Genomic DNA, 25,418 nt, shown 5'->3' with positions numbered 1-25,418 from the left:
AGATTTAAACAATTTATTTTAAATATAAAAAATAGCTATCGCTAGCGGATTTTTTATACAGATAGCGATAGCTTCATATTTTTATTAGGCTGCCATAATGTTAACTAAGTGACATTGGTCCTTTGACAGCTTCTTTAATATTCAAATTATATTTTTATACTAATTAGTCAAACTTTATATTGAAATATTTTATATTAAGTTATAAAATTGTTTATATATTTAACACTTTACATAAATAGGAGGCACTTATGAATAATTTTATAACCATTTTAATATTAACAGTTGTTGGTGGTCTTATAGGATGGATAACTAACATCTTAGCCATAAAACTTTTATTTAGACCAATTAATCCAATTAAAATTCCTATTTTAAATATTGAAATATTAGGTTTAATTCCTAAAAGAAAAAATGAAATTGCTGCTAATATAGGAGAAGTTATTTCTAATGAACTACTTTCAATAGATGATATATTAGATCAAGCATTAAATAATTCAGACGGGGAAAATTTTAATTCTTATGTGATAAATAAAATAAAAAATATAATAAATGAAAAATTAAATATTATTCCTATGCCATTTAGAATGATGGCTTCTCCTTATATTGATGATATTTTAAATAAAGAAGTTCCTAGTGCAATTGATGAAATCAGTGCTGATTTATTAGTTAAAGCTAAAGAAAATGTTAATATTCAAAAAATTGTTGAAGAAAAAATTAATGAATTAGATTTAGAAAAGCTAGAAGATATAATAATTAAAGTTTCTAAAAAAGAGTTAAAGCATATTGAAATTCTAGGTCTTGTACTAGGTGCTATTATTGGAGTTCTTCAAGGTATTTTAGTTATTTTCCTTTAAAAAAGTACTTCTATATAATTTTGCCTATTCCGTTGCATTCGCTCCAAGTCATTACAAAATTAATAGAAGTACTTCTGAACTAAAGGAAGGAAAGAAATTTCACTTTCCGTGAAATTTCAACCTAAATTATTCATTTTTAATTTGTAATTGGAGCTGTCTTTGACAGCTCCTTCTAGTCTCTTTTTATTTGCCAGTAGCATCTTTTTGGTGAATAAATTTTTTCTTCCTTCTTAAGTTTATCCATTACCTTAGATACTTCTTTTTTGTCTATACCTGTTTTTTCTGCAACTGCAGTGGCATTCATTGGCTCATCATTCTTTTCAAAACATTCTAATACAACATTATAGTTTTCCATGGATTCATCTCCTTTATTATCTTTTCATAAATATTTTACATAATAACACTAATTAATTTCAACTATTAAATAAAAATTTTTATTATTTAATTCTATTATTTCTGCTTATAAAAAAATGGAGCTGTGCACTAATTAGTACAACAGCTCATTTTTATTAAATTTTAAACTTATTAACTATCTCTTTCTTCTTATAACTATTCCAACACCAGTCATTATTAATGCCATTACTCCAACAGCCATTGATGAAGTTCCCCCTGTACTTGGTAACTTATTTGAATCATTACCCTTTCCAGTACTATTATTACTAGCATTATCATTTGCATTGCCATTTCCAGCATTACCATTTCCATTGTTGTTTCCATTATTATTATTTCCGTTATTGCTGTTTCCATTATCATTTCCAGTGTTATCATTATCTTTCAATAATTCTAGATTATTTAATGCTAATTCTAATTCCTTTATTGCTTTATCTACTTCTTCTTGAGTAGCTTTTTCATTATTTAAAATATCTTTACACTCTTTTAACTTCTCATTAAATGCATCAACACTTTCCTTAGTATACTTAGTTGTGTCTATTGCTTCTGCTTTGTTTATTACTTCTTGAAGCTTAGATTTATCAACCTCAGAAGTTTCAGGCTTATTAACAAGTTTTGATATTCCCTCGTTTAAATTGCTAATAGCTTCATTTACTTGTTCTTGAGTTGCATTTTCATTGTCTAATACTACTTTTGCATTATCTAATGCATTTTTAAATATTGACCATGATTCAGGTGTATATTTATCTTCTAATTTATATTTATTTGTGTTATAAAGATTTTCAAGTTCTTCCTTATTAACTTCAACTTCTCCATTTTTAGTAAAGTGAGCTATTAATGATATATTTCCATCTACATTAAATGTATATTTATCATTTTCAGAAACCTTCTCTCCTGTAGAACGATACCATCCATCAAATATATATCCCTTATTAGGAATTGCAGTTACAGTAACTTCTTCACCTTGTTTTGCTTCTTTTCCACCACTTACTGTTCCACCTTCAGTAGCATCAACATGTACAGTAAATGTTTGTTCTGGCTTATTTGCAATATCAAACTCTGAAACTGCTACCCAACCATCATTGGATTCCTTAGCTACAAACTTAATATATTGAACTTCTTGCTCATCAAATGTAAATGTCTTTTTATTTGCATTTGCTTCAAATATTTCATTTTCAGCTACTAGCTTCCATTCATCAGATTCTTTATTTTTAACATATAAATCTGCCTTAGTAACATAACCACTAGCATTATTTACTCTAGGTGTAAATGAAAATTGATTAATTTTATATGCTTTACCTAAATTTAATTCTGCATAGAATGAATTTGTTCCATCTAATTTATCAGTTGCTCCTTGCCAATTAGAATGCCAAATTGTATTTTGCTTATTATCAAATGCATATTGTAATTTACCTTCTGTATCATCATAAATAGTTTCAGTATTAGTTTTACCAGTCCAATTTTCTTTATGGTAAATATCCTCTACTGCTTTAGACTCTGAAACTTCTACATTATCAATAACTGCTTCAATAGCATTTGCTTTAGATCCTATTCTTTCTAAAGGTAATGCAAATGTAGAATTGGTGATATTTTCTTTTTTCACTATATCATTATGAATAAATTTTCCACTAGCATCAGAAACAAACTCATCATCTACATATAATTTAGTTTTTTGTTGCTCTGAAACAATTTTAATATTTACAGTTTTACCTACTGGTAATTCATAATCAAAGTAGTAATTATATAATTCTCTTGTAAAGCCTAGCTTTCCATTTTCCATAATTCTTATGTCATGTGTTCCATATGCAGCATCTGCTTCAAATAATATATCTCCTGGTTTAGATGCTTTTTCTAAGGTAATATCAAAAGATAACTCATTACCATTTCCAAGCTTTTCTATAGGAGATGTTACATAACTTTCGTCTGTATCTAGAGTTAAAGCTCCATTTTCTACTTTAGCAGTTCCTTCAATTAAATCCCTATCATTCTTTGAAGTATCTTCTAATCCATTTTCAAAATCATAGCTTTCATATACTTCCCCTTCTTTTTCTTCTTGATAGTATGGATTTACATTTGGTCCTATACCCTTTTCATTTGCTAATGTACTTAATTCATCTGCACTTCCTTTTTCTTTACCTGTTGCTGCCCAAGTTTTTTCAGCATAGAATGGCATAGCATCGAAGAAACGCCAATATAAATCTGACTCACTTAGTCCAGAAGCAGATTTATCAATATTATCGCTCCAAATTGCAAAAGCTGCACCAAGCATTTGATCATCCCCAGAAGGAACATATTTATACCCTGATCTTGTTTTTAAACGGTTTGCTTCAAATTCATTAAATATACGATTAATATTTAATAAATCTCCATATGCGTTTGCACGTCCCATACTTCCATTAGGTACCATGTAACCAAAATCATCAATAGTATTAATTAATTTATACCCCATATTATACATTTGTAATCCATCTGCCCAATCACTAGACCATAAATTCATTTCTACATTTTCTATAGCATCTTTATCAATTTCAGTTTTCTTATCATCAATCCAAGTTAATCCTCCCCACATACGTACAGTATTAGTTTCCTTTATATAAGGTACTAACTCATTTAAGAAGTTACGGTATGCTGTATAATCTGATAAGAACTCATCTGCACCAATGTGTACTGTAGTTTGTGAATCAAATGTTGGATTATTTCCCTTTGTATAATCATCAAATATTTCTTTAATTTTTTCAACAACTTCTGGTTTAGATACATCAAAGTGGTCTATTAATGGTCTATTTGCATTTAATGAAGATACTTTGTTTGAAACCATTAATTCTGGCCAAATTTTAGTAAAAGATGTAGCATGAGCTGGAACATCTATTTCTGGAACTATATTCATTCCAACATTTCTTTCGCTAACTATAAAATCATTGAAATCTTCTTTTGAAATCCAATAATCTTTTGCTGTAGGAGATTCCCCCTCATCGTTTGTTAATCCTGATTCTAAACGGAAAGCTTCATATGCCTTAAATGCTTCATCTTCATTTTCCATTTTTCCATATTGCTCTAAGAAAATATAATTATCAGATAAATGTACTTGGAAATCATTCATCTTGTAATATCTCATAGTTCTTGCAACATCTTTTATCATTTCCATTGAAACAGGCTTACGAGCTACATCAAATAAGAAACCACGTTTTTCAAAACGAGGATAATCTCTCATTGTTCCTATATTGAATGAACTTTCATTTTGCTTATACATTTGTAGTATAGTTTGCATTCCATACATATTACCTGTAACACTTTGTGATTTTACAATAATTCTATCCCCTTGGATATCCATTGTATATCCTTCATCTCCTAATAAAGAATCTGGTGCTTCTTTTACAAAATTATATGCATTTGCTTTAGTACTACCCTTTTCCTTACTTAATTTTATTCCTGTAAACTCTTCATAATCACTAATGAATTCGTCTACAACCCCCTCTAAAGAATCGTCATTGTAAACTACTTTATCAACACTATTAATATTTAAAGTATTTGTACTATCTGAATACCACTCTGCAATTTCTGGAATAACAACAGGTTTTGAATTCATACCTTCTTTTTGTGTATTTTTACCTTTAATAATAAATTCCAAATCATCAGTTTTCTTTGTTTTATTTGTTGCTTCTTCAGTTACTTCGAAAGAAACTTTTACACTTTTATCAGTTAATGGTCTTACAATTGTTCCATCATCAGCAATAATTTGTTCAAAATCAGCACCATTTATTTTAACTGTATATCCCTCTGGCATTGAAGGCATTGGTAATTTTTCAACATCATTTTCAACAGTTTGTCCAACAATTCCAGCAACTACACTGTCTAATGACACCTCTTGACTTTTCTCATTTGAGTAAGCCTCTAACTCTGTAATACTTATATTATTATATGAAGTACTGTTTGCAACAAATTCACAAACTGTAATATCCTTAGCTACAATAGCTTCATCTAACAAGATAGATACATTAGTACTCCAACCCTTTCCTGAACCTAATGAGGTATTTGCAAAATCCTTTTTAATATATTTTTCCTCTCCATTTTCATCAGTGTACTTTATACTTAATTTTTCTACATTAGAATCATTAGGAGCTATATCTCTATTTAATAGATTAATATTAATTTGTTTTACTTTTGTTAACTTTGGAAACTCTGCCTTTAACCATTGTGTAGAAGGACTATCATAATTACTTGCCCAACGAGTGTCTTTTGAACCATCATTTGCTTTTGAAGCATTTAATCTTTCTAAATTTTCTTCTACACTAGAAGCTGTCATAGTTGAATTAAGAACATGATTAACATTTTCTCTTGATTCAACATCTTTCACAACATCACTATAAATCTCAACTTCATTTATTCCAACATTTTTCCAGTTTAAAGTTCCACCATTTGCATCTAAAATGGTTATTTTCACCTTAGAAGCCGTTTTCACCTCATCAAATACTATTTTTTCATTTTGTTTTGCTTTTTCTGTCTTTTTATAAACCTCAGTATATGTTCCGTTATTTTCTAACTCTATCTTGTAGCTTAAAATATTTTGATTCTCATCAGTTCTTTCAAAACTAATATTAATTTGTCTTATTTGTTTAGATTCCTCTAAATTTATTTCTACCCATTCATTAGCCGCTTTATTTTGAGCTGTTCCCCAACGTGTTGTTAAATCTCCATCTACAGCCTTTTCTGGTGATGTAGTATTAACTTCATAGCTACTAGCAGTTATTGGTTTGTTAAGAGCTAAATTCACATTTTCTACCGCTTGTACAGTTTTCGATTTAACTGTTATAAAATTTGCAACTATAGCAGCCGTTAATACAATGCTTATCAATCTTTTTCTTTTCATATATTTCCCCCCGTTAATAATTAAAATTTTCACTTAAAATTATTAGCATTACCCTATTATTCAATAATTATCCATAAATTTGACACAAATAAAAAAATTACATTTTAAAACCCACCTCTCCTCATACTTTATATTTTTAAATTTATGTATATTTAGTTCTAAAGATATATAAAAAAAAGCTCTCTTACTAAACTTGTAAGAAAGCTAATGCCCTATCGGTAACACGCATACAAATCAACTACTTGTTTTCCTGAATTTTCTAAATATATTATACAATTCAAATATGTATTTGTAAATATCTTTTTATGATTTTCACCTTTATGTTCACAGAAAAATAAATTTAAAGTTAGTTTTTAAAACAAAAAGGGAGTACATTACTACTCCCTTAATTTTATAAATTTAAAAACGCTTCGAATCTAGATCTTACTTTATCTTCACCTAATATTTGCATAATAGTATAAAGATCTGGAGTATTACTTCTATGAGATAGTGCAGCTCTTACAGCTCCAGCTACATCAGAAATCATTCCTTTATATTGATCTGGATTTGCTTTATATTCTTTTCTATTTGCACAATATCCAAGTTCTGCTCCAATAGCCTTTAAATCTTCAAACCAATTTTCTTGACTTCCTGCATTGAAATTGAATTTTTCTTTATATACCTTTATTATTTCTTTTGCATTTTCTAAAGTTAAAGTCTTTGGAAGCTCAACATTTTCTGATGTTTCTTTGTTAAATAATTCATCAAAGAAATAATCAATCTTTCCTCTTACTTCATCCCATTTTGCAAAATCTTTTCTTGGCTTTGGACCTTCTTTATCTATATTGAAGATTTCTTTAGACATTTTTTCATTTGCAGTTACTAAATCATACATTTCTTTGTCATATTCCTTAGCCCAAGCTGTATAATAATCATATACTACATCAGCTTTCATCTTACAAATAACTTCTTTGCTTACATCATTTAATTTAACTATATCAAATAATGCTCCTGACTTACTCATCTTATCTAAAGCTACTTCAAATTCATGATAATCCACTGTTGGATTTTCTGATCTCCAATCTTCGAAAGTAGAATTTATTATATTTAATAGGTATTCAATTACTGATACCATTGGATATCCTACTTCTTTATAGTATGAAACTGCAGCCTCTGCATCTTTTCTCTTTGATAGTTTTCTCTTTGAGCCATTATCATTCTTCATTATAGTTGGAATATGAGCGTAGTTTGGTCTTTCTAAACCTAATACATCAAATAATTGAACGTGTATTGGTAATGAAGATAACCATTCTTCTCCTCTTATAACATGAGTAGTTCTCATTAAAGCATCATCTATAGCATGAGCAAAGTGATAAGTTGGAAGTCCATCTCCCTTTATAATAACTATATCTTGATTATTTTCTGGAAAGCTTATATCTCCCTTTATTAAATCATGGAATTCTACTCTATTTTCTATATTTCCCGGTGACTTAAATCTAATTATGTAGGCATCTCCATTATTTATTTTTTCCATAGCTTCTTCTGGAGTTAAATTTCTATCTTTTGCATATTCTCCATAATATCCTGGAGTTATTTTAGCAGCAGTTTGTCTTTCTCTAAGTTCTGCTAACTCTTCTGGTGTATCAAAAGCTGGATAAGCTAATCCCTTCTTAATTAAATCCTTAGCAAAAGCTCTGTATATATCAGCTCTTTCACTTTGTCTATATGGACCATATTCTCCTTTTGAAGTATTGTTTCCAGTCATACCTTCATTAAAATCCATACCAAAGTTATGCATAGTTTGAATAGTATCTTCTATGGCACCTTCAACTTCTCTTTTTTGATCAGTATCTTCTATTCTTAAATAGAAAACTCCATCTGTTTGACTTGCTAATCTTTCATTAATTAATGCAGCAAAAACTCCACCAATATGTTGGAATCCAGTTGGTGATGGTGCATATCTTGTAACAACAGCACCTTCTTTTAAATTTCTTTTTGGATACATTTTAATATAATCTTCTGGTGTTTTATCTACATTAGGAAATATTAAATTTGCTAATTTTTCTAAACTCATCCTTATCTATCCTTTCTTTTAAATATAAAATTAAATAAAAAAGTACATCTATTAATTTTGCTTATTCCGTCGCATTCGCTCCAAGTCATCACAAAATTAATAGATGCACTTCAAAGCTGAATGATGGAAATTATAAAAAGTTATTCACAGGGTAACATTTTTATAATTTCCTAAAAAGTAAAAAAAGTCTTCAATCCTAAAATCTTAGGACGAAAGACATATTCCGCGTTACCACCTAAGTTGATTAATATAATAATTAATCCACTCTTTCTTTTTAAGGGAAGAATCCCATAAACCTACTTACATTTAATGCTTTTTCAGTTTATAGCTCCAGAGCTTCTTTCTATAGGTTTAATTTCTAGGATTCCACCATCCCTAGATCTCTTTAAATTAAATAACTATATACTCTTCTCTTTCAATGCTTAATTATTTACTTATTATCAGTAACATTATAACTTTACATTTCCCCTTTGTAAATATTTTATGCTGTATTCTTTATTATTTTCAATTTTCTAGCCTACATTGGAACAAAAATTTGAAATTTCTTATATTATATAATGTTTAAGCTTGGCTATAAGTGTTAATATTTATAGTAAACAGTAATTTTTTGTGGAGGTAAACATGAAAAAATTTATTTTAATTGTATTTATTATTATAACATCCCTTCTTTCTGGATTTTTACTTGGTAAGTTTATTAATAGAGATAATGATATTATCCAATCTGCAATTAATCCAGAAGAAACTATTGAAGAAAGCGTAGAAGTTAAAGATAGTATTGATGAGAATGCTAATGAAATATTAAAGACTATGTCTTTAGAAGAAAAAATTGGACAAATGTTTTTAATTAGATGCAATGAATATACCGCCATTGATGATATAAATGAATATAGCGTTAGTGGGTTTATCTTATTTGATGAAAATATAGACGGTGAAAATAAAGAAAGTCTTTCCTCTACTATAAATACTTATCAAGCAAACTCACCTATTAAACTTTTTATAGCAATAGATGAAGAAGGTGGCACTGTTAATAGGTTAAGCTGGTATTCAGAGTTTAGATCAGTTCCGTTTTACTCACCACAAGAACTATATAATGAAGGAGGATATCCCCTAATTATTACTGATACTAAGGAAAAAGCTACTCTTTTAAAATCCATTGGAATTAATATGAATTTAGCTCCAGTTGCTGATATTTCAACTGATCCTAATGATTATATTTATCCTAGGACTTTTGGAAAATCTGCAGAAGAAACTGCTGAATATATTAAAACTGTAGTTAAAACTATGAAAGAAAATAATATAGGTTCAACCTTAAAGCATTTTCCTGGATATGGCAATAATTTAGATACTCATTCAGGTATTTCTATAGATAATAGAAGCTATGAAAGTTTTTTAAATAATGATTTTATTCCTTTTAAAGCCGGTGTAGGCGCAGGAGCTGATAGCATTTTAGTTTCTCATAATATAATAAATTCTATAGATGAAAATTTACCTGCTTCTCTATCTAAAAAAGTACATGATGTTATTCGAAATGAATTAAATTTCAACGGTGTAATAATGACAGATGATTTACAGATGAGTGCTATAAAAGATTATATTGGAGAAGTTAACTCTGCAATTTTTGCTGTAAATTCAGGTAATGACTTAATTATATCTTCAGACTATGAAGTTCAAATTCCATCTATAATAGAAGCTGTAAATAATGGAGATATAAAAGAAGAAGTTGTAGATGAGGCAGTTTTAAGAGTTTTAAAACTAAAATTAAAGTTAGGTATAATATAAGTAGGCTGTCCATGTGACAGCCTACTTAAAAATCTATAATTATTTTTCCCAATAAAATACTATTTAATATTTTTATATTCGAGGTAATCTTTATAAATTTCTAGTTGTTATTAATCCAAAATCTTTGTTCAACTATCCCGTCAATTTCGATTTCATTTTCAATCACACCACCGTTATTTATTATACTCTTGGCGGAACCAATATTGTTACTATCGCAAACCATTAACACTTTATCAATTCCAAGTTTTTTACATTCATCTAATGCAAGACCTATCATTTGAGTAGCAATTCCTTTTCTTCTTTCTGAAGGTCTTACACCGTCTTCGATATGCCCTCCATTAAGCAACAAACTCTCACTTAGATAATGCCTAATATTAACAGCTCCAACAAAAATATCTCTTTCTTCATCAAGGCAAAAGAATGTTGAATCAGGTACTAAACCATATTTAGCCTCTTTAAGTTCTAAGCTATCACAATATATCTATCGAAATCATGATAATCAACCTTCCTTATTGCATAAGGTATAATTTCTTCGTCATAACTACACCACTCATCTAACATATTATTTAATTGCCTTCTATACTTTTTTTCAAGTTTTACTAGTTTTAATTTCATTGTTATACCTCCCCAAATTGAAATTTATTCAATAAAGACCTTTGCTTCTCTTAGTATTCTTTTTGAGCTATCAAAATGAAGGACTTCCATTGATTCTTCATATCTCATTAAATAAGCCCCTTCTAATTCATCTTCTTGATAGCATATCTGTTGATTATCGTACTCTGCAACAAAATATATTACTTTTTTAATTATCTCTTTCTTATTAGGAATTATATATTCATCAGTTGTCCGAAAGCTCTCAATAATTTGCGCTCTTACACCTATTTCTTCATATACTTCCCTTAATGCAGTCTCTTCTTCTGTTTCTGCTCCTTCAATATGTCCTTTTGGAAATCCATAATCTCCTTCTAAAGATTTCACAATAACGAAGTAAATATCATTTTCTTTGCGTGTAAATACTACTGCTCCACTTGATACTTCATATTGCATAACACCCCTCCTAAAATTTCTATTTAATACCCCACCCAAACTTAATACAATAGTTCATTACTTAAAATAAGCTAAGCAATAAATTCTAATTTTTCAAAGAAACATCAAATTTTCTCTTATATAATCCTATTCACTAATTACTTTATCTTCTTCCTTTAAGACTATTAAATATTAATAATTAAGACTCCAAGGCCTATAATTAATCTTACTGTAATCATCTATCTCATTTTCTTTCCCACCAATTTTAAAAATATTTATTATTTTTATGAAAAGAAAGATAAAACCCCTAAAAATATAAATATAAAACCCACTATATTTCTAATAAAAGATAAAAGTTCCTCTACTTCTAAGTGATTATGCTTTATTATAGATTCTCTATACCAGTTAGTTTTCGGTAATAATATACACAATAACCCTGCAATAATTAATATAATTCCATACAACATAATCTCCCCTTAATCAATGTAATTTAATACCAATTATATCATATTTTTCAACCAACCTAATTAATTTCTAAAATAAATTTTATGAAAATACTTACAGCTAATATTACTTGGCTATAATAGCTAAAAATAAAGTATTTTTACAATAAAGTGAACTCCTTTTGTTAGGAAATAAATATAAAAAAGGATGTAGTAGATTTGCTTTTACACAATTCTTCCTACATCCTGGGGTTAACTTCACTGTACGTTATCAACATTTTCTTTGCTCCCCCCTAAAAGTTATGTGAATAAATCTTGTTTGATTAAATTCTTTTTATATTAACTTATTCATATAATATATTAAATCTTTAAAATCCTCTAAATGTCTTTCAATTATCATCTGAACAATTTTTATTTAAATTTTCCGGATTGTCAGCATAAACTTCCTTTATTCTATTTATACATCTTTCTATAGTATCTATTTTATTTAAAATTACATCACTTCCCATAAACTGAACCTCTTTCTTTTATCTTTTCAATAATACATTTTCTCTCATCATTAAATAAAACATATTCTTTAAAAGCACGCATCTCAAAAAACATTCTTTCTTTGTCATCTGAACAATAAATAACTTTTCCATTTCCTACGATTTGAGCTTTAAATACTGTTGATGACTTTGAAATATCAATTAAATCTACTTCTCTTTTAAAAATATCAGCAAGCTCTTGTGCTTTCATAAACACAGTATATTCATCAATATCTTCCTTAGATAAAAATGCAATATCAATATCACTATCTTCTCTTAACTCATTTCTACTTGCAGATCCAAATAAATATATAATAATGGGGTTATATTCTAATAACAGTTTAATAGCTTCCCTTAACTTATCTTCAAACATTATTTCACCTCAATTAAAGTATTATCCAATTTAATGTAATTATAACACTTTCACAAAGGATTTATACTATAATTTTTCTTTTTCATAGTCAAAATAAACCACAAATACCTATTAATTATTAATTGAAAATATACACCATTTGAACTTCATCTCTATAAATACCATCTTTAAGTTTAAAGGCTCTTGGTTGAATCCCAACTTTTTTAAATCCACATTTTTCATATAAATTTATTGCTCTTAAATTATCTTCAAATACACCTAATTCAACTTGTTCAAATCCATTCCTCTTAGCCTGTTCTAATGCTATATCTAATATATATTTTCCAAGTCCTTTATTACAATATTCTTTCAAAATAGAAATTCCAAAATATGCTCTATGACGATATTTAATATGGTTCCTAATTTTAGTGACTCCTGCATCTCCTATTATTTTTCCATCTAAAAAAGCTGTAACTGTAAAATCTTTCTCATCCTTTTCAATAGTAACTAACTTTTCTTTCATTCCTTCTACATCTAAACTTATTTCCTCTGGATATCTTGCCATAAAATACGATTCAGAAGAAGTAATATAACGATGATGACAAAGTGATTCTGCATCTTTTTCTGTTGCACTTTTAAGTAATATTTTTTGTCCGTTTTTTAATATAATTTCTTTCTTATCAATAATCATAATTTCTCACCTATTCTCTTTTCCTATTTTTAATTCACACAAACTTAAGATTGTTCATTAAATTGGAATTTATCAAGAAGTTTAGATGTAAAACTAACTCCTCCTATAATACAATTGTTCTACGAATAATTACTTTTTGTCTCAAATACTCATTAAAACTTTTCTAATTAAGGTTAGAATGTTGCTATGACATTTAAAATAGATATTGCCCATCCAAAGGTATAACCTCATCTTCTGATGGACCAATTATTCCAACTCTCATTATTTCACCTCATTTTTCTTTCGTAGTATTATATTATTTATATCTATCTTCAGTAAAAACCCCAATAATGGACATTATTAAACCTATGGCTGCTATACCTAATCCTAATGCAGTAGCACCACCTGATGAACACAATATCAATGCAATTCCAAATAATATAACAGCAATACCTAACAAAATTATTTTCAATACATTCTCCCCCAACAAAATACTTCATCATATAATACATATATTCTATAAACTTAATATTAATTTAGAAATTAATTGTTCTCTACTTTTATGAAATTTTTCTGTGTCTTCTTCACTTCTTCCAATTAATGCATTTTGTGTAGCTGTATTATCTGAAACACATAAAATTGCAATTCCTTCTTTATTCATAATTTCCATGCAACGATAAAATGCTGCTGTTTCCATTTCTATTGCTTCACTCCCAAACTCTAATATCTCATTTAAATGAAAATATTCACAAAATATAGAGTCTGTGCAATATACTACTTTTTCTTTAACTTCAATTCCAATTTTATTTGCAATACTTATTAAATTTTCTTTTAACTCTACTTTAGGATATATTAGTGCTTGAAACTTATCAGTAGATATATTTTCATACAAATAAAGTGATGCTCCATCCCCTGCAATAGATTTTGATGGAGTAATAATATCTCCTAATTTCATATCATCTTTTAACGCTCCAACTGCACCTATAAATATTATTTTATTACATTTAGTATTTCCTAATGTCAAACAGCAATCTACTAAATTAGATGCTCCTGCTGAAGTTTGTATATATCCATATTTCTTACTATCTACTTGTACAATGTAACTACTATAGTATGGTCCTATTTTAATGGATTTGATTTCAGTATTAAAATTCTTGAATATCTTTTCTGGCTTCCATGATGGTGCTAAAATAATAGCTTCATAATCTTCATTTTCATCTAACCCATATATGTTATATAGGAAATCTATACCTCCACTAAAGCTCTCCATATTAAACCTAAATTTATTATATAAATCCAAATTCATCCCCCTCTTTTTAAATAAGCAATATAATACTTATTGAAGTTATAAGGATCAGATAAATATTTTTCCATTTCATCATCTAACCATTATTAATTAAACTAATAATATAATTTAAACTAATTCCCAGTACTTAAAATCACTTTATTTTGATTATTTTATCTTCTATTTCATTTATATTTAAATCATAATCTTTATCCGAAAAATGTCCTTCGTACACACCCATATTTTTTTCATAAGTAATATTAATTTCAGCTACTTCAATTTTCTTTTCCTTTAACAAATTAAAAATATCTTTTGTTATATATAGCATATCCGTATCTGGAATAACACTTATATATATTGCATCATATTTGTATTTCTCTGTTGTAGGAAATTTACTTCCTGCACTAATACTACTTATATATTTTTCAACTTCACTATTACTAAAAATTTGTGCTATTTCAAAATTATTTTTTTCTTTATTTTTTATTTCGGAATAATGCTCTGATACTTGCTTTGTATTCCATGATTTGCTTATTTTAAAAGAAATACTATCACTTATACAAAATACATCTGAATAGTAACTTCCATAAATAACATCTATCTTAGGTAAATTAACCTGAAAGATATTATTCGGATAATTTACTTTTAAATATTCCTCAAATTCTTTTTTTGCATTTATTAAGATAAATATTAATAATGATATAACTAAAATAAAACTTATAGAAATACTTAATATTATTTTCTTCATTTTATTTACCCCACCTTCTCAAATATTTTTAATTTTGTATTGGATTAATAATTATTTTATGAAAAGAAAGATAAAACACCTAAAAATATAAATACGAAGCCCACTATTTTTCTAATAAAAGATAAAAACTCCTCTGTTTCTAAGTGATTATGCTTTATTATAGATTCCCTATACCAGTTAGCCTTTGGTAGCAATAAACATAATAGCCCTCCAGCAATTAATATAATTCCATTTATCATAACATCTATCTCCTTAATTAATTTGAGGAACCTTGTTAAAAATAATATTTTCTCATAAAAACTTTAACTCTTTATTCCGTATTTATCCAATAACGTTCCATAATATCGCCATATACTTCAATATAATTTTCAAATAATCCTCCATTAGCAATTATGGTTCTTTTGCTTCCTATATTCTCCTTATTACAAGTTACAAGAATCTTATCTAATCCATAACTTTTACAATTTATAATAACTTTTTATTCGTTTTAATACCCTTATAATCTTTTAACCATTAACTACTTATATTTCTACTAATTACTCTGATTTAACTCTAATACTTTATTAATGCAATTATCATCACTAAACTCTTTAGTTCTTATAGGATTATCAATTATATAATCCGGAATAGTTTTAAACTCTTCATTACAAATACCAGATCCAGTTAAATACATATCTCCAGCCATTCTAACAATTAATCCACTATTTTTGAGTTTAAATAATATAGGATCATATCCCCCTCCATCCCCAGCAGTAGTTTCTCCAATGACAGTTGCAATACCGCTTTCTTTGCAAAATATAGAAAATGATTCAGCTGATGAATATACGACTCTATCAACTAATAAATAAATTTTCCCCTTAAAATTTATACTATCCATTGTTTCTATAAGCCTATTATTTTTAACAAAATACTTGAAATCACTATTTATCTCATTTGGTCCATTATTTATTATTTCCTTTGGTAAATACTGAATATCTTCTACATTGATATCTCTTGAATTAATATACTCATTTATTATTTCACTGTCTCTGAATAAAATATAACCTGAAGCGTTATATGACTTTGGGATAATTCTAGATATTACCTCCATCCAATAGCTATCATTTCCACCGCCATTGCCTCTTATATCAATTACTATTGACTTATGATTTTCTAAAGTTTTAATATATTTTGAAATTAAATCAATATCTTCTTCGATAGAATTTCCTCTTGGAGTCATTTCAGGTAAATATATATAACCAACTTCTCCTTCAACTATATCCTTTAAGATTAAATCTTCTTTAGAAAATGATTTATTATTGCCCTTTATTTCTTCTAATCCTTCATATCTCTTTTTTACTATATCCTCATCAAAAAAATCATACCAACCTAACTCTCCATAAGAATTATTAAAAAGCTTAAAAAGTGAATAATTATCAATTAAATGAGTATGTCCATTATTCAAATCTCCTAAAATATTATTTAACTCATTAATAAATTCATTATCATTTTTTGTATTTTTTATTTTCTCTAAATAAATATCCTTATTTTCAAGCCAATCAACATTATTTACTCTTTTATTTAACTCAAGATAAGGATAGCTTTTCTTAATTACATCATACATATATTGAAAATCTTCAATCTTTTCTTTCTTAGTAAGATTATTGTCTAAAGCATTTATACTTTTATAAATTAATAAAGATATTGCCAAAATTACTGATAATAAAATTAATAAATATTTTCTTTTAACCTTTTCTAAATTATATCTCCTCAAAATTAAATACCCCCAATTTATTCCCTTTCCAAGTTAGTTTTTATTGGTAATTATATAATATTTTTACTATTTTTACAATTTTGTATAATTTAAAAAGTGCATCTATTTAATTTTGTTTATTATTTGGAATTCTCTCCAAGTAATTTCAAAACTAATAGACGCACTTATCATCTAAAAATATATTATTTTCTTCTATAATCATAAATTTCTTTTTTTATATTTAATTTAATACCATTAATTTTTATAACTTCATCACTTATCCACTCTAATTCTGCTTTTTCGCAATGATATTGCCAATAAATATTTTTTTGTTTTTCTCATATACTCTTCACCCCTACTATCTCTACTACCTAATATGTTAATATTATTCATTTTATTTAATTAGGCTGTCCGTAGACAGCCTAGCTTTTTCATTTCAATATATTATTATTAAAATAGTTGTACTCATACCAATGATTAGTTAACACTTTTTTATTTTCCCATAAATTATAATATTCACTGCTTATTACGCCATCTTCTCTTCCTTTATCAATAGCTTCTTTTGCATCTAAAGAAAGAGTTGATATATACCATAAATCTATTTCTGCTCTCTGATTTATAAGCTTAATATTTTCTCTTGCAATAAAGTTATCTATGTTAACATAATTTAAAGCAAGATATATAATCATTCCTGTTACAGCAATTGGCTTAAATAATGTCTTTTCTCTCCAAATAAATATAAGAAGCGTTAATAATGATATACATAAAAATACTGTAAAGGCTTGAACTAAAATTCTAAGTCTTGTATATCCAAATTCTCCAATATATAAATTCATCTTATATATTGCGGCTATCCCCATATTCACAGTTAAAATAGTTATTATACTATAAAAAGTATTTAAAACATTATTCATCTTATTGCTATTTACTACTGTTTTAACCTTAATTGAAATTATCATAATAAGATTTAAGAATACTAAAAATACTAATTGGAAAAATCCCTTTCTTGCATAATCTGAAAAACTAAATCCTGCTGGTAATTCTTTATTTAAATATAGATATGAAACTTGAATCTTAGTAAACACTAGATATATTAAAATAATAGAAATAAGAACAGTTATAATTGTAGCTGGATTAAATGTCTTATTAAAGCTCTTGCTATTTACTGTAACCTTAGTAGATGCTAATCCATAATTTAATCCATAAATTAAAAACATGACTGCTACAGCTATTAAAAGTCTAACTATAAAATTAAATATATTTTCTATAACGATAAATTCCCAAATATTTGATATATAATATCTAAATACTTCATCTGCTCCAGAAAGTAGAATTAACAAGAATATAACTAAGGGTATAGATATTAGTAGTCCTTTAATTATATATTTAAAATGATCTTTTTTATTTTTACCATCAGTTTTTCCATATCTTTCTCTTAATTCTAATGGAAGCTTTGAAGTATTTTCTATTGATTGTCCTACTATTATTTCTAAAAATGCTCTTATAAATGAAGTTAATTTAAATGGTATATTATCGTAAGTTAAAAGTAAGAAACCTGAAAATAAATTTATTGGAATTACTAGTATATTCAAAGCTCTAAATAATTCATTAGTAAAAATACCATAAGTTATAGATAATGCTATACTGGAAAACACAAAAAAGAAACCTAAAATACTTTTATTTCTAATACCAACTATACTAATAAATATTATAAAAGTTAAAATTATTATAATTGGTACTGATATTCCTAAATAACTAAATACAAAAATAGAGAATAAAACTCCTAATAATAATGATAATAATACAAGATTAATAGCCTTATTGCTTTTCATCCTTCCTTTTTCAAAACTCATAAAAGGATTTCTTATTTCAAATTTATTATTCAAATTATATACTTTTGCTAAAGCTTCAACTGCTAATGAATTATAATTAATTAAGTTACACTTTCTTATAACATTTTTTAAAAAGTCCTCTTCTACTTTATTAATATTATTAATATATTTACAATCCTCAAATACTAAATCTTCATTAATTAATTTTACTTCAGAATTAGTAGCATCAATAAATATTAAAGTTATATTATAATTTTCAATTTTAAATATTTTGTCATGTCTTATTAATTTTGATATTCCTACTTCTATGTTATCCTTAGTCCATCTCTCAATACATTTCTCTGGTGTTTCGTTATCCTTAATAACTATAACCGGTAACCTATTTTTCTCTCTATTTAATAAAAGAAGCTTTTCTCCCTTCATTAAAACTAAAGATACAGCATTGACCATAATACACCTCCACTATTCATTTACATATTCTAATATATCACCTGGCTGACAATTAAGTTCCCTACAAATGGCTTCTAATGTTGAAAATCTTATTGCCTTAGCCTTATTATTCTTTAATATAGAAAGATTTGCATTAGTTATTCCTACTCTTTCAGCTAATTCATTTAAAGAAATTTTTCTCTTAGCCATCATAACATCTAAATTTACTACTATTCCCATGCTATTCTCCTTATCATATTGTTAAATCATTTTCTTCTTTAAAAGATACAGCCTTATCGAATACCTTTGCTAAAATATATATAAATGCAGATGCAAATAAAAATATAAATACCTCCATATCAGTATGAATACCCATATTATCTACATAAATAAATTTAAATTCTTTAAAATTTGAATTTATAAATAAATTAATTAAATAACATAAAGCAATTATTAAACATGATAAAGATATTTTTTTAAATGCAATAGCATTAGATCTAACAAAAGGATCACCTTTTATTAAAGTCTTTATTACTCCTTTTAGCATAAAAACAATAAAAAACAAATTACTTATTCCTACCACTAACAATACTATAATTATGCCTTTATCTACTACTATATTTTGAATTCCTCTATTTATAAAGGTGTCATAGACTAGTATCCCTGTAAGAATTATACCAAAAATAATAGCTACGTTAAGAATAATTGATAATGCCTTAGATAAAAATTTTTCGTCCTTTAACTCCATAAAATCCCTCCTAGTTGTTTATCTATATATTAACATTGTATTTAATCTTTATCAAGATATTTTTATTGTAAAACGATATTTTTTTATTGATTAGAAACTATAATTTTATATCTAGAAATAATTTTATTATGCTTATTTAGATTATTATTCATTTGTCCCTATAATATTTTTAGTATATAATTTTCTATATATAATAAATAGAATTATAGTATATTTATGATATTACAGAGAAAGGATTGATTTTATGTCAAAGGATTTTCCAGATTGTCCTGTTGAAATGACATTAAAACTTATTGGAGATAGATGGAAGGTATTAATAATAAGAGACCTTCTTACTGGTACAAAAAGATTTGGTGAACTAAAGAAATCCATTGGAGAAATATCTCAAAAAGTATTAACTTCGAATCTTAGAAGCATGGAGTCCTCAGGACTTTTAACACGTAAAGTTTATCCCGAAGTCCCTCCAAGAGTAGAATATACATTGACAGAGACAGGCTATAGCTTAAAACCTATTTTAGACTCAATGGTTATTTGGGGAGAAGATTATAAAAATAAATTTACAAAAACTGAAGTATGAAATTTATAAAAAATTATTCATAAGATAATCTTTTTATAAATTTCTGAGAAGTGAAGGAGTTGTATAATAAGTTAAATTTACTTATCATACAACTCTAATTATCTTACTATCTTTTTGACTAATGCTCCTATTCCAACTCCCATCATCAAAACACCTATTAACATTTCAATATTACTAAGCATATAAGACCTTGGTGAAGGTTGTGCTTCATTTAGTCCTACTCCTGCAAACATCCCAACGCTTAAGTTTAAAGATTCATTATAATCTTTTAATAACTGTCTTATATTAAATGCTTTGCTAATATTACTACCATAAGTAATTATTTCTTCATCAACCTTTATTCCAAAAAATAAATACAAAATTGAAAATAGAAAAATTACAATTAAAGAAAAATAAACTGCATATACTGGTCTTTCTCCATATCCACAGGTTAATAGTCCAAAGGTAGATCCAATCTTAGGTATAGGCTTAAGAACTTTTCTTTGAGTTTTTCTACACAAGTAATAATATTCTCCAAAGTTATTAGTTAAATTGTTATCCTTAAACTTATCTGCAATATTTTCGTAAACTGTATAAATACCTTCATACTCATCTCTAGTCTTTTTCTTAACTTTAATCTTATCTATAAATGTCTTTTCATCTAATTTACTTTTATATTTATCTCTAAACTCTAAATCCTCAATATATGTATTAACTATTTTAACACCTGAAAGATCAGTATCAGAAATAATAATCATATCTAAATTTGAATCAAATATCATACCATTACTCATATCACTTAATTCAAAATTAGTATTCTTTAAATTAGATTTATTGAAAATTATATACTCCAATGTGCAGTTTATAAACTTTGCATATATATTACAATGATTAAATTCGCATGAAAAATTATCATTTTTATTTAAATTTGGTTTTTCATCACTATCCTTTTTAACAAAGATACAATCTTGAAAAACAACACCTCCCCCCATAAACTCACACTCTTCAAAATAGCATCCAATAAATCTACAATTAGTAAATTTTATATTAGAAAATCTACATTTTATAAACTTTGTACAAATTATATCTGCATCTTTAATTTCTTGAAACTCATCTTCTTTCTTTGGGTGTCCACCACCTATAACCAAGTTATTATGCTCTTTAAAGCTATATCTTTCATTTGGGATATATTCTGTATAAACATCTTTACTATCTAATAAATTTTCAAATATTCTTTTATTATTCTTTATTCTTTTTTCAAACTGATCTCTAGCTACTGATACCTCTTCTTTAAAATTAATATAAGCCATAATAATACTCCTTTTAATCTATTTGCTTATATTATTATTTCCAAATATTAATTATAAATTCCATGCTTCCTTTAATAAAATAATAGCTTCCTCCATTTCTTCATTACTTAAACTTGCATATCCTAAAAAAACAGTGTTAGTCTCATTTAACTTACTTAAATAAGAATTAGATAATCCTAATATTCTTATTTCTTTTTCTTCAGCAGCTTTAATAAGGTCATTTTCAGTCATACCATTATTAACTTTAATCAATAAATGAAGCCCTGAATTAGTTCCTATAATTTCAGTGTTAGGTAAATATTTTTTTATTAAAGAAACTAAGAATTCTCTTTTTTTCCTGTATATATTTCTCATTTTATTAAGATGTCTCTCAAAATATCCTTCTTCAATAAATTTAAATAAAGCTTGTTGAGTTATTCTAGCAACTGTACATGCTAAAAAACTAAAATCTTTTTTATAAATTTGCATTAATTTATCCGGCAGTACCATATAAGCAATTCTTGTAGAAGGAGAAAATGATTTTGAGAATGTTCCTAAATATATTACTTTTCCTTTAGTATCTAAGCTTTGTAAAGCTGGAATAGGTCTCCCTTCAAATCTAAACTCACTATCATAGTCATCTTCTATAATATATCTTTTATCTTCTTCATTAGCCCAATTTAATAGTTGTATTCTTCTATTAATAGGCATAATTATTCCTGTTGGAAATTGATGAGACGGGGTAATGTGAATTACCTCTGCCTTACTATATCTTAAGCTTTCTATATTAACTCCATAATCGTCTATATGAATACCCTTTGGAGTTATTTCATTAACTTTTAATATTTTTCTAATTTTATAATACCCGGGCTCTTCAACCGCAAAAATTCTATTTCTTCCTAATATATTTATTAATATTTGGATTAGGTATTCACTACCAGATCCTATAATTATATTATCTATATTTGAGTTTACACCTCTTGAATATCTTAAATAATTAGAAATAGCTTCCCTTAAATTTCTATCACCTTGAGAATGTCCAATTTGTAATAAGTCTTTATTTTCTTCTGATATCATATCCTTATTTATTTTTTTCCATATGCCATATGGAAAACTTTCAAGATCTACTCTGCTAGAATAAAATTCATACTTATAGTATTTTTTTACCTTTAACTCATCTTTATTAACTTTTCTATTATTTCCTAAGGTTATCACCTCTTGAAGCTCTGTAACATAATATCCTCTCTTAGGAAAAGAAATTATATATCCTTCTGCTATTAACTGTTCATATGCAGCTTCTACTGTGTTTTGACTAATATCTAAATATTTTGATAATTTTCTTTTTGAAGGTAGCTTGCTATTTGCTTGTAAATTTCCTAATTGAATTTCATTTTTTATAAAATTATAAAGTTGAATATATAGTGGAATATTACTATTAACATTTAAATTTATTGTTAGTATATCCATATTTCCCTCCAATCTGATACCATCAAATTTATCAAAACTGATACTTATCAAAGATTCAGTTTATGTATATAATATTATCAATGATATGATTAAGAAGTCAATAATAGTAAGGGGTTATATTATGAATTTATTACATCCAATCTGGGCAGAAATTAATTTAAATAATTTAATTAATAATATAAATGAAATTAAAATAAAATCTAAAGAAAGTGAAATAATAGGAGTTGTTAAAGCTAATGCTTATGGTCATGGAGCTGTTGAAATTTCTAAAGTCTTACTTAATTGCGGTGTTAAAAAGCTTGCGGTTGCAAATATAGTTGAGGCAATTGAACTTAGAGAAAATGATATCTTTGCTCCAATAATGCTTCTTGGCATAAGTGAAGACTATTCCATTAATGCATTAATAAAATATAATGTAGAACCAACTGTATCTACACTTTCATTTGCAGAAAAGCTTAATGAAAAAGCTAAAGAGTTAAATAAAATTGTTAATATTCATATAGCTATAGATTCTGGAATGGGCAGAATAGGTTTTAGAGATAATCTTAAAGATATAGATGATATAGTAAATATATCAAAGTTAAGTAACCTAAATATTGAGAGCGTATTTTCACACTTTTCAACAGCAGATTCTAAAGATAAATCCTATTCTCAAAAGCAAATAGATATTTATAATTCCATATTAAATAGACTAAAAGATAAAGGTCTTACTGTAAATAAAAAGAATCTTTCTAATAGTGCTGCTATAATAGATTTACCAGAAAGCTGCTTTAATTATATAAGACCTGGAATAATTCAATATGGTTATTATCCTTCTGATGAAGTTAATAAATATAATATAAATATAAAACCTGTTTTAACTTGGAAAACTAGAATAGTCCATATTAAAGAAGTTGAAAAAAATGAATTCATAGGCTATGGCATGACTTATAAAACAACTAGAAAAACAATTGTTGCAACACTACCAGTTGGATATGCTGATGGATATTCTAGGGGTTTATCTAATAAAGGAAAGGTAATAATTAAAGGAAAACTAGCACCAATTATAGGAAATGTATGTATGGATCAATTTATGGTTGATGTAACTGATATTGAAGATTTAAAAACAGGAGATGAAGCCATACTTCTAGGCTCTGATGGTAATGTTAAGTTTGATGCAGAAGATATGGCTAAAATATTAGATACAATTAGCTACGAAGTCCTTTGCCTAATCGGAAGAAGAGCCCCAAGAGTCTATATTAAAGATAATAAAATATTAGATATAAAATACCTTATGTAAAAAAATGCAAGCATTTTTATAATGTAAAATTAAGAATTAAGAATGAATAATTTAGGAAAAAATCTTTTAGGATTTTTGAATAAAAGGTGTCTAATAGCAATTAAAATTAAGTTTTGCTGTGAAAAACCTCCTGAATTTTTCATTCTTAATTTAAAAGATTACTTTGCAATCTTTTACAAGTATTTTTTTCTTTTAAAATAAATAATTTCTAATATTATTAATCCTATTGTAAAAATAATAGAACTAATAAAACCATAAGGATTTCTTAATAATGGCATATTTTCAAAATTCATACCAAAAATTCCTGATATAATAGTAAGAGGTAATGACAATACAGTTATTATAGTAAGAAGTTCCATAGTTTGATTCATTTTATTTGATAGTTCTGAATTATATAAATCTATACATGAAAATATAGATGATTCTATATTTTCTACTAGGCTTAGGGTATTATCTAGAACAAATAAAACTTTGTTATATAAATCTAGTCCGCTGAATTCATCATCTAAATAGGTTATCATTGATTTATAATATGATGTAAATCTCTTGATCAATGAAACTGCCTTTTTTATCTCTAAGATTTTCTTATTATCTACACTTCCTGAATTTATAGCATCTTGAAACAAATCATCTACTCTATCTTCTATTTTCAATAATTCTTCATTATATAGGTATGCAAAGTACTGAAATAGAAATAAGCATATCATATATTTGTCTATTTTTTCGTGTAATGATATCTTCTCTTTTAAAAATTTTACAAGTATGTCATTTTCATAATTAACAATCACCTTGTCCTTATCTATAACTGCATTAATTATAAGTTTTTCTCCCTCTATTAAAATTGGTATTCTTAAAAATATTTTATTCTTATTTTTTATTATTATATCCTTATGTATATTATTAAACTGTATATCCCTTACCTTGTTTATATTTTTTGAAGATGATAAACATGCAACCACATTAGTCAATCCACTATCTATTTCTTTATCTTTAATCATGTTTCCATTAGATAAAATTAAAGTTGTCATACAACTCCTCCTAAAAAAGTAATTATTATTTTCATTATAAAACAATTAATGAGCTGTCGCAAAGACA

Annotated in this window: 25 protein-coding genes and 1 other annotated feature; of the genes, 4 read left to right on the top strand and 21 right to left on the bottom strand. The window is 26.5% G+C overall.

Annotation, left to right across the window (positions count from 1 at the left end; translation table 11 throughout):
* The first annotated feature begins 248 nt into the window (after positions 1 to 248).
* Positions 249 to 851: a DUF445 domain-containing protein gene (locus ACQPVP_RS12045; RefSeq protein WP_430850252.1), complete on the top strand. Its 603-nt coding sequence runs from the start codon at positions 249 to 251 to the stop codon at positions 849 to 851.
* Positions 852 to 1,023: 172 nt separating this feature from the next.
* On the opposite strand, the gene ACQPVP_RS12040 is transcribed toward ACQPVP_RS12045, so the two are convergent.
* From ACQPVP_RS12040 to gltX, 3 genes are all read right to left on the bottom strand, one after another.
* Positions 1,024 to 1,206: a MarR family transcriptional regulator gene (locus ACQPVP_RS12040; RefSeq protein ID WP_066895046.1), complete on the bottom strand. Its 183-nt coding sequence runs from the start codon at positions 1,204 to 1,206 to the stop codon at positions 1,024 to 1,026.
* 174 nt (positions 1,207 to 1,380) lie between these two features.
* On the bottom strand, positions 1,381 to 6,108 hold the full coding sequence (locus ACQPVP_RS12035; RefSeq protein WP_430850250.1) for a discoidin domain-containing protein: 4,728 nt from the start codon (positions 6,106 to 6,108) through the stop codon (positions 1,381 to 1,383).
* A gap of 391 nt (positions 6,109 to 6,499) precedes the next feature.
* Positions 6,500 to 8,161 carry a glutamate--tRNA ligase gene (gene gltX, locus ACQPVP_RS12030; RefSeq protein WP_430850248.1) on the bottom strand — a complete coding sequence of 554 codons (1,662 nt, stop codon included), beginning with the start codon at positions 8,159 to 8,161 and terminating at the stop codon, positions 6,500 to 6,502.
* A gap of 202 nt (positions 8,162 to 8,363) precedes the next feature.
* Positions 8,364 to 8,589: a binding site (T-box leader), on the bottom strand.
* A gap of 193 nt (positions 8,590 to 8,782) precedes the next feature.
* Between gltX and ACQPVP_RS12025 the strand changes: the two genes are divergently transcribed.
* Positions 8,783 to 9,940, top strand: coding sequence for a glycoside hydrolase family 3 protein (locus ACQPVP_RS12025; RefSeq protein ID WP_430850246.1), 1,158 nt, complete (start codon positions 8,783 to 8,785; stop codon positions 9,938 to 9,940).
* Positions 9,941 to 10,040: 100 nt separating this feature from the next.
* On the opposite strand, the gene ACQPVP_RS12020 is transcribed toward ACQPVP_RS12025, so the two are convergent.
* The 15 genes from ACQPVP_RS12020 to ACQPVP_RS11950 all read right to left on the bottom strand — a co-directional run bounded on the left by ACQPVP_RS12020 (position 10,041) and on the right by ACQPVP_RS11950 (position 19,732).
* A complete protein-coding gene (locus ACQPVP_RS12020; protein ID WP_430850256.1) occupies positions 10,041 to 10,334 on the bottom strand; it encodes a GNAT family N-acetyltransferase in 294 nt (97 codons plus the stop codon).
* Between the two features lie 68 nt (positions 10,335 to 10,402).
* Complete coding sequence (locus ACQPVP_RS12015; RefSeq protein ID WP_430850244.1) at positions 10,403 to 10,555, bottom strand: hypothetical protein; 153 nt, start codon at positions 10,553 to 10,555, stop codon at positions 10,403 to 10,405.
* A 24-nt stretch (positions 10,556 to 10,579) separates the two neighbouring features.
* Complete coding sequence (locus tag ACQPVP_RS12010; RefSeq protein WP_430850242.1) at positions 10,580 to 10,987, bottom strand: NUDIX domain-containing protein; 408 nt, start codon at positions 10,985 to 10,987, stop codon at positions 10,580 to 10,582.
* A gap of 263 nt (positions 10,988 to 11,250) precedes the next feature.
* Positions 11,251 to 11,433, bottom strand: a complete 183-nt coding sequence (locus ACQPVP_RS12005) for a hypothetical protein (protein WP_430850239.1) — start codon at positions 11,431 to 11,433, stop codon at positions 11,251 to 11,253.
* Between the two features lie 474 nt (positions 11,434 to 11,907).
* Complete coding sequence (gene mntA, locus ACQPVP_RS12000) at positions 11,908 to 12,309, bottom strand: type VII toxin-antitoxin system MntA family adenylyltransferase antitoxin (RefSeq protein WP_430850237.1); 402 nt, start codon at positions 12,307 to 12,309, stop codon at positions 11,908 to 11,910.
* A gap of 118 nt (positions 12,310 to 12,427) precedes the next feature.
* On the bottom strand, positions 12,428 to 12,979 hold the full coding sequence (locus ACQPVP_RS11995) for a GNAT family N-acetyltransferase (RefSeq protein ID WP_430850235.1): 552 nt from the start codon (positions 12,977 to 12,979) through the stop codon (positions 12,428 to 12,430).
* 295 nt (positions 12,980 to 13,274) lie between these two features.
* Complete coding sequence (locus ACQPVP_RS11990) at positions 13,275 to 13,430, bottom strand: hypothetical protein (protein WP_430850233.1); 156 nt, start codon at positions 13,428 to 13,430, stop codon at positions 13,275 to 13,277.
* Between the two features lie 45 nt (positions 13,431 to 13,475).
* Positions 13,476 to 14,258 carry a phosphorylase gene (locus ACQPVP_RS11985; RefSeq protein WP_430850231.1) on the bottom strand — a complete coding sequence of 261 codons (783 nt, stop codon included), beginning with the start codon at positions 14,256 to 14,258 and terminating at the stop codon, positions 13,476 to 13,478.
* A 139-nt stretch (positions 14,259 to 14,397) separates the two neighbouring features.
* Positions 14,398 to 14,991, bottom strand: a complete 594-nt coding sequence (locus ACQPVP_RS11980) for a hypothetical protein (protein ID WP_430850229.1) — start codon at positions 14,989 to 14,991, stop codon at positions 14,398 to 14,400.
* Positions 14,992 to 15,047: 56 nt separating this feature from the next.
* Positions 15,048 to 15,230 carry a hypothetical protein gene (locus ACQPVP_RS11975; RefSeq protein WP_430850227.1) on the bottom strand — a complete coding sequence of 61 codons (183 nt, stop codon included), beginning with the start codon at positions 15,228 to 15,230 and terminating at the stop codon, positions 15,048 to 15,050.
* A 293-nt stretch (positions 15,231 to 15,523) separates the two neighbouring features.
* Entirely contained in the window at positions 15,524 to 16,744 is a 1,221-nt protein-coding gene (locus ACQPVP_RS11970; protein ID WP_430850225.1) for a S41 family peptidase, read from the bottom strand.
* Between the two features lie 182 nt (positions 16,745 to 16,926).
* Positions 16,927 to 17,046: a DUF5412 family protein gene (locus ACQPVP_RS11965; RefSeq protein WP_430850255.1), complete on the bottom strand. Its 120-nt coding sequence runs from the start codon at positions 17,044 to 17,046 to the stop codon at positions 16,927 to 16,929.
* Positions 17,047 to 17,154: 108 nt separating this feature from the next.
* A complete protein-coding gene (locus ACQPVP_RS11960) occupies positions 17,155 to 19,005 on the bottom strand; it encodes a DUF4153 domain-containing protein (RefSeq protein ID WP_430850223.1) in 1,851 nt (616 codons plus the stop codon).
* Between the two features lie 12 nt (positions 19,006 to 19,017).
* Positions 19,018 to 19,224, bottom strand: coding sequence for a helix-turn-helix domain-containing protein (locus ACQPVP_RS11955; RefSeq protein ID WP_430850221.1), 207 nt, complete (start codon positions 19,222 to 19,224; stop codon positions 19,018 to 19,020).
* Between the two features lie 13 nt (positions 19,225 to 19,237).
* Positions 19,238 to 19,732: a DUF2975 domain-containing protein gene (locus tag ACQPVP_RS11950; RefSeq protein ID WP_430850219.1), complete on the bottom strand. Its 495-nt coding sequence runs from the start codon at positions 19,730 to 19,732 to the stop codon at positions 19,238 to 19,240.
* A gap of 244 nt (positions 19,733 to 19,976) precedes the next feature.
* On the opposite strand from ACQPVP_RS11950, the gene ACQPVP_RS11945 reads away from it, so the two are divergent.
* Positions 19,977 to 20,309, top strand: a complete 333-nt coding sequence (locus ACQPVP_RS11945; RefSeq protein WP_430850218.1) for a winged helix-turn-helix transcriptional regulator — start codon at positions 19,977 to 19,979, stop codon at positions 20,307 to 20,309.
* Positions 20,310 to 20,407: 98 nt separating this feature from the next.
* On the opposite strand, the gene ACQPVP_RS11940 is transcribed toward ACQPVP_RS11945, so the two are convergent.
* Together ACQPVP_RS11940 and ACQPVP_RS11935 are read right to left on the bottom strand one after the other, a co-directional pair.
* On the bottom strand, positions 20,408 to 21,598 hold the full coding sequence (locus tag ACQPVP_RS11940) for a pentapeptide repeat-containing protein (RefSeq protein WP_430850216.1): 1,191 nt from the start codon (positions 21,596 to 21,598) through the stop codon (positions 20,408 to 20,410).
* A gap of 51 nt (positions 21,599 to 21,649) precedes the next feature.
* Positions 21,650 to 23,044 (bottom strand): PLP-dependent aminotransferase family protein, encoded by a 1,395-nt coding sequence (locus ACQPVP_RS11935; RefSeq protein ID WP_430850214.1) that lies wholly within the window; start codon positions 23,042 to 23,044, stop codon positions 21,650 to 21,652.
* A 121-nt stretch (positions 23,045 to 23,165) separates the two neighbouring features.
* On the opposite strand from ACQPVP_RS11935, the gene alr reads away from it, so the two are divergent.
* A complete protein-coding gene (gene alr, locus ACQPVP_RS11930) occupies positions 23,166 to 24,323 on the top strand; it encodes an alanine racemase (protein WP_430850212.1) in 1,158 nt (385 codons plus the stop codon).
* 173 nt (positions 24,324 to 24,496) lie between these two features.
* Here alr and ACQPVP_RS11925 read toward each other — a convergent pair whose 3' ends face one another.
* Entirely contained in the window at positions 24,497 to 25,351 is an 855-nt protein-coding gene (locus ACQPVP_RS11925; protein WP_430850210.1) for a CorA family divalent cation transporter, read from the bottom strand.
* Positions 25,352 to 25,418 lie beyond the last annotated feature (67 nt).

It is taken from the genome of Clostridium nigeriense, assembly GCF_050585265.1.
Classification (GTDB): Bacteria; Bacillota; Clostridia; order Clostridiales; family Clostridiaceae; genus Clostridium; species Clostridium nigeriense_B.
This window is presented reverse-complemented; position numbering and strand designations above follow the sequence as displayed.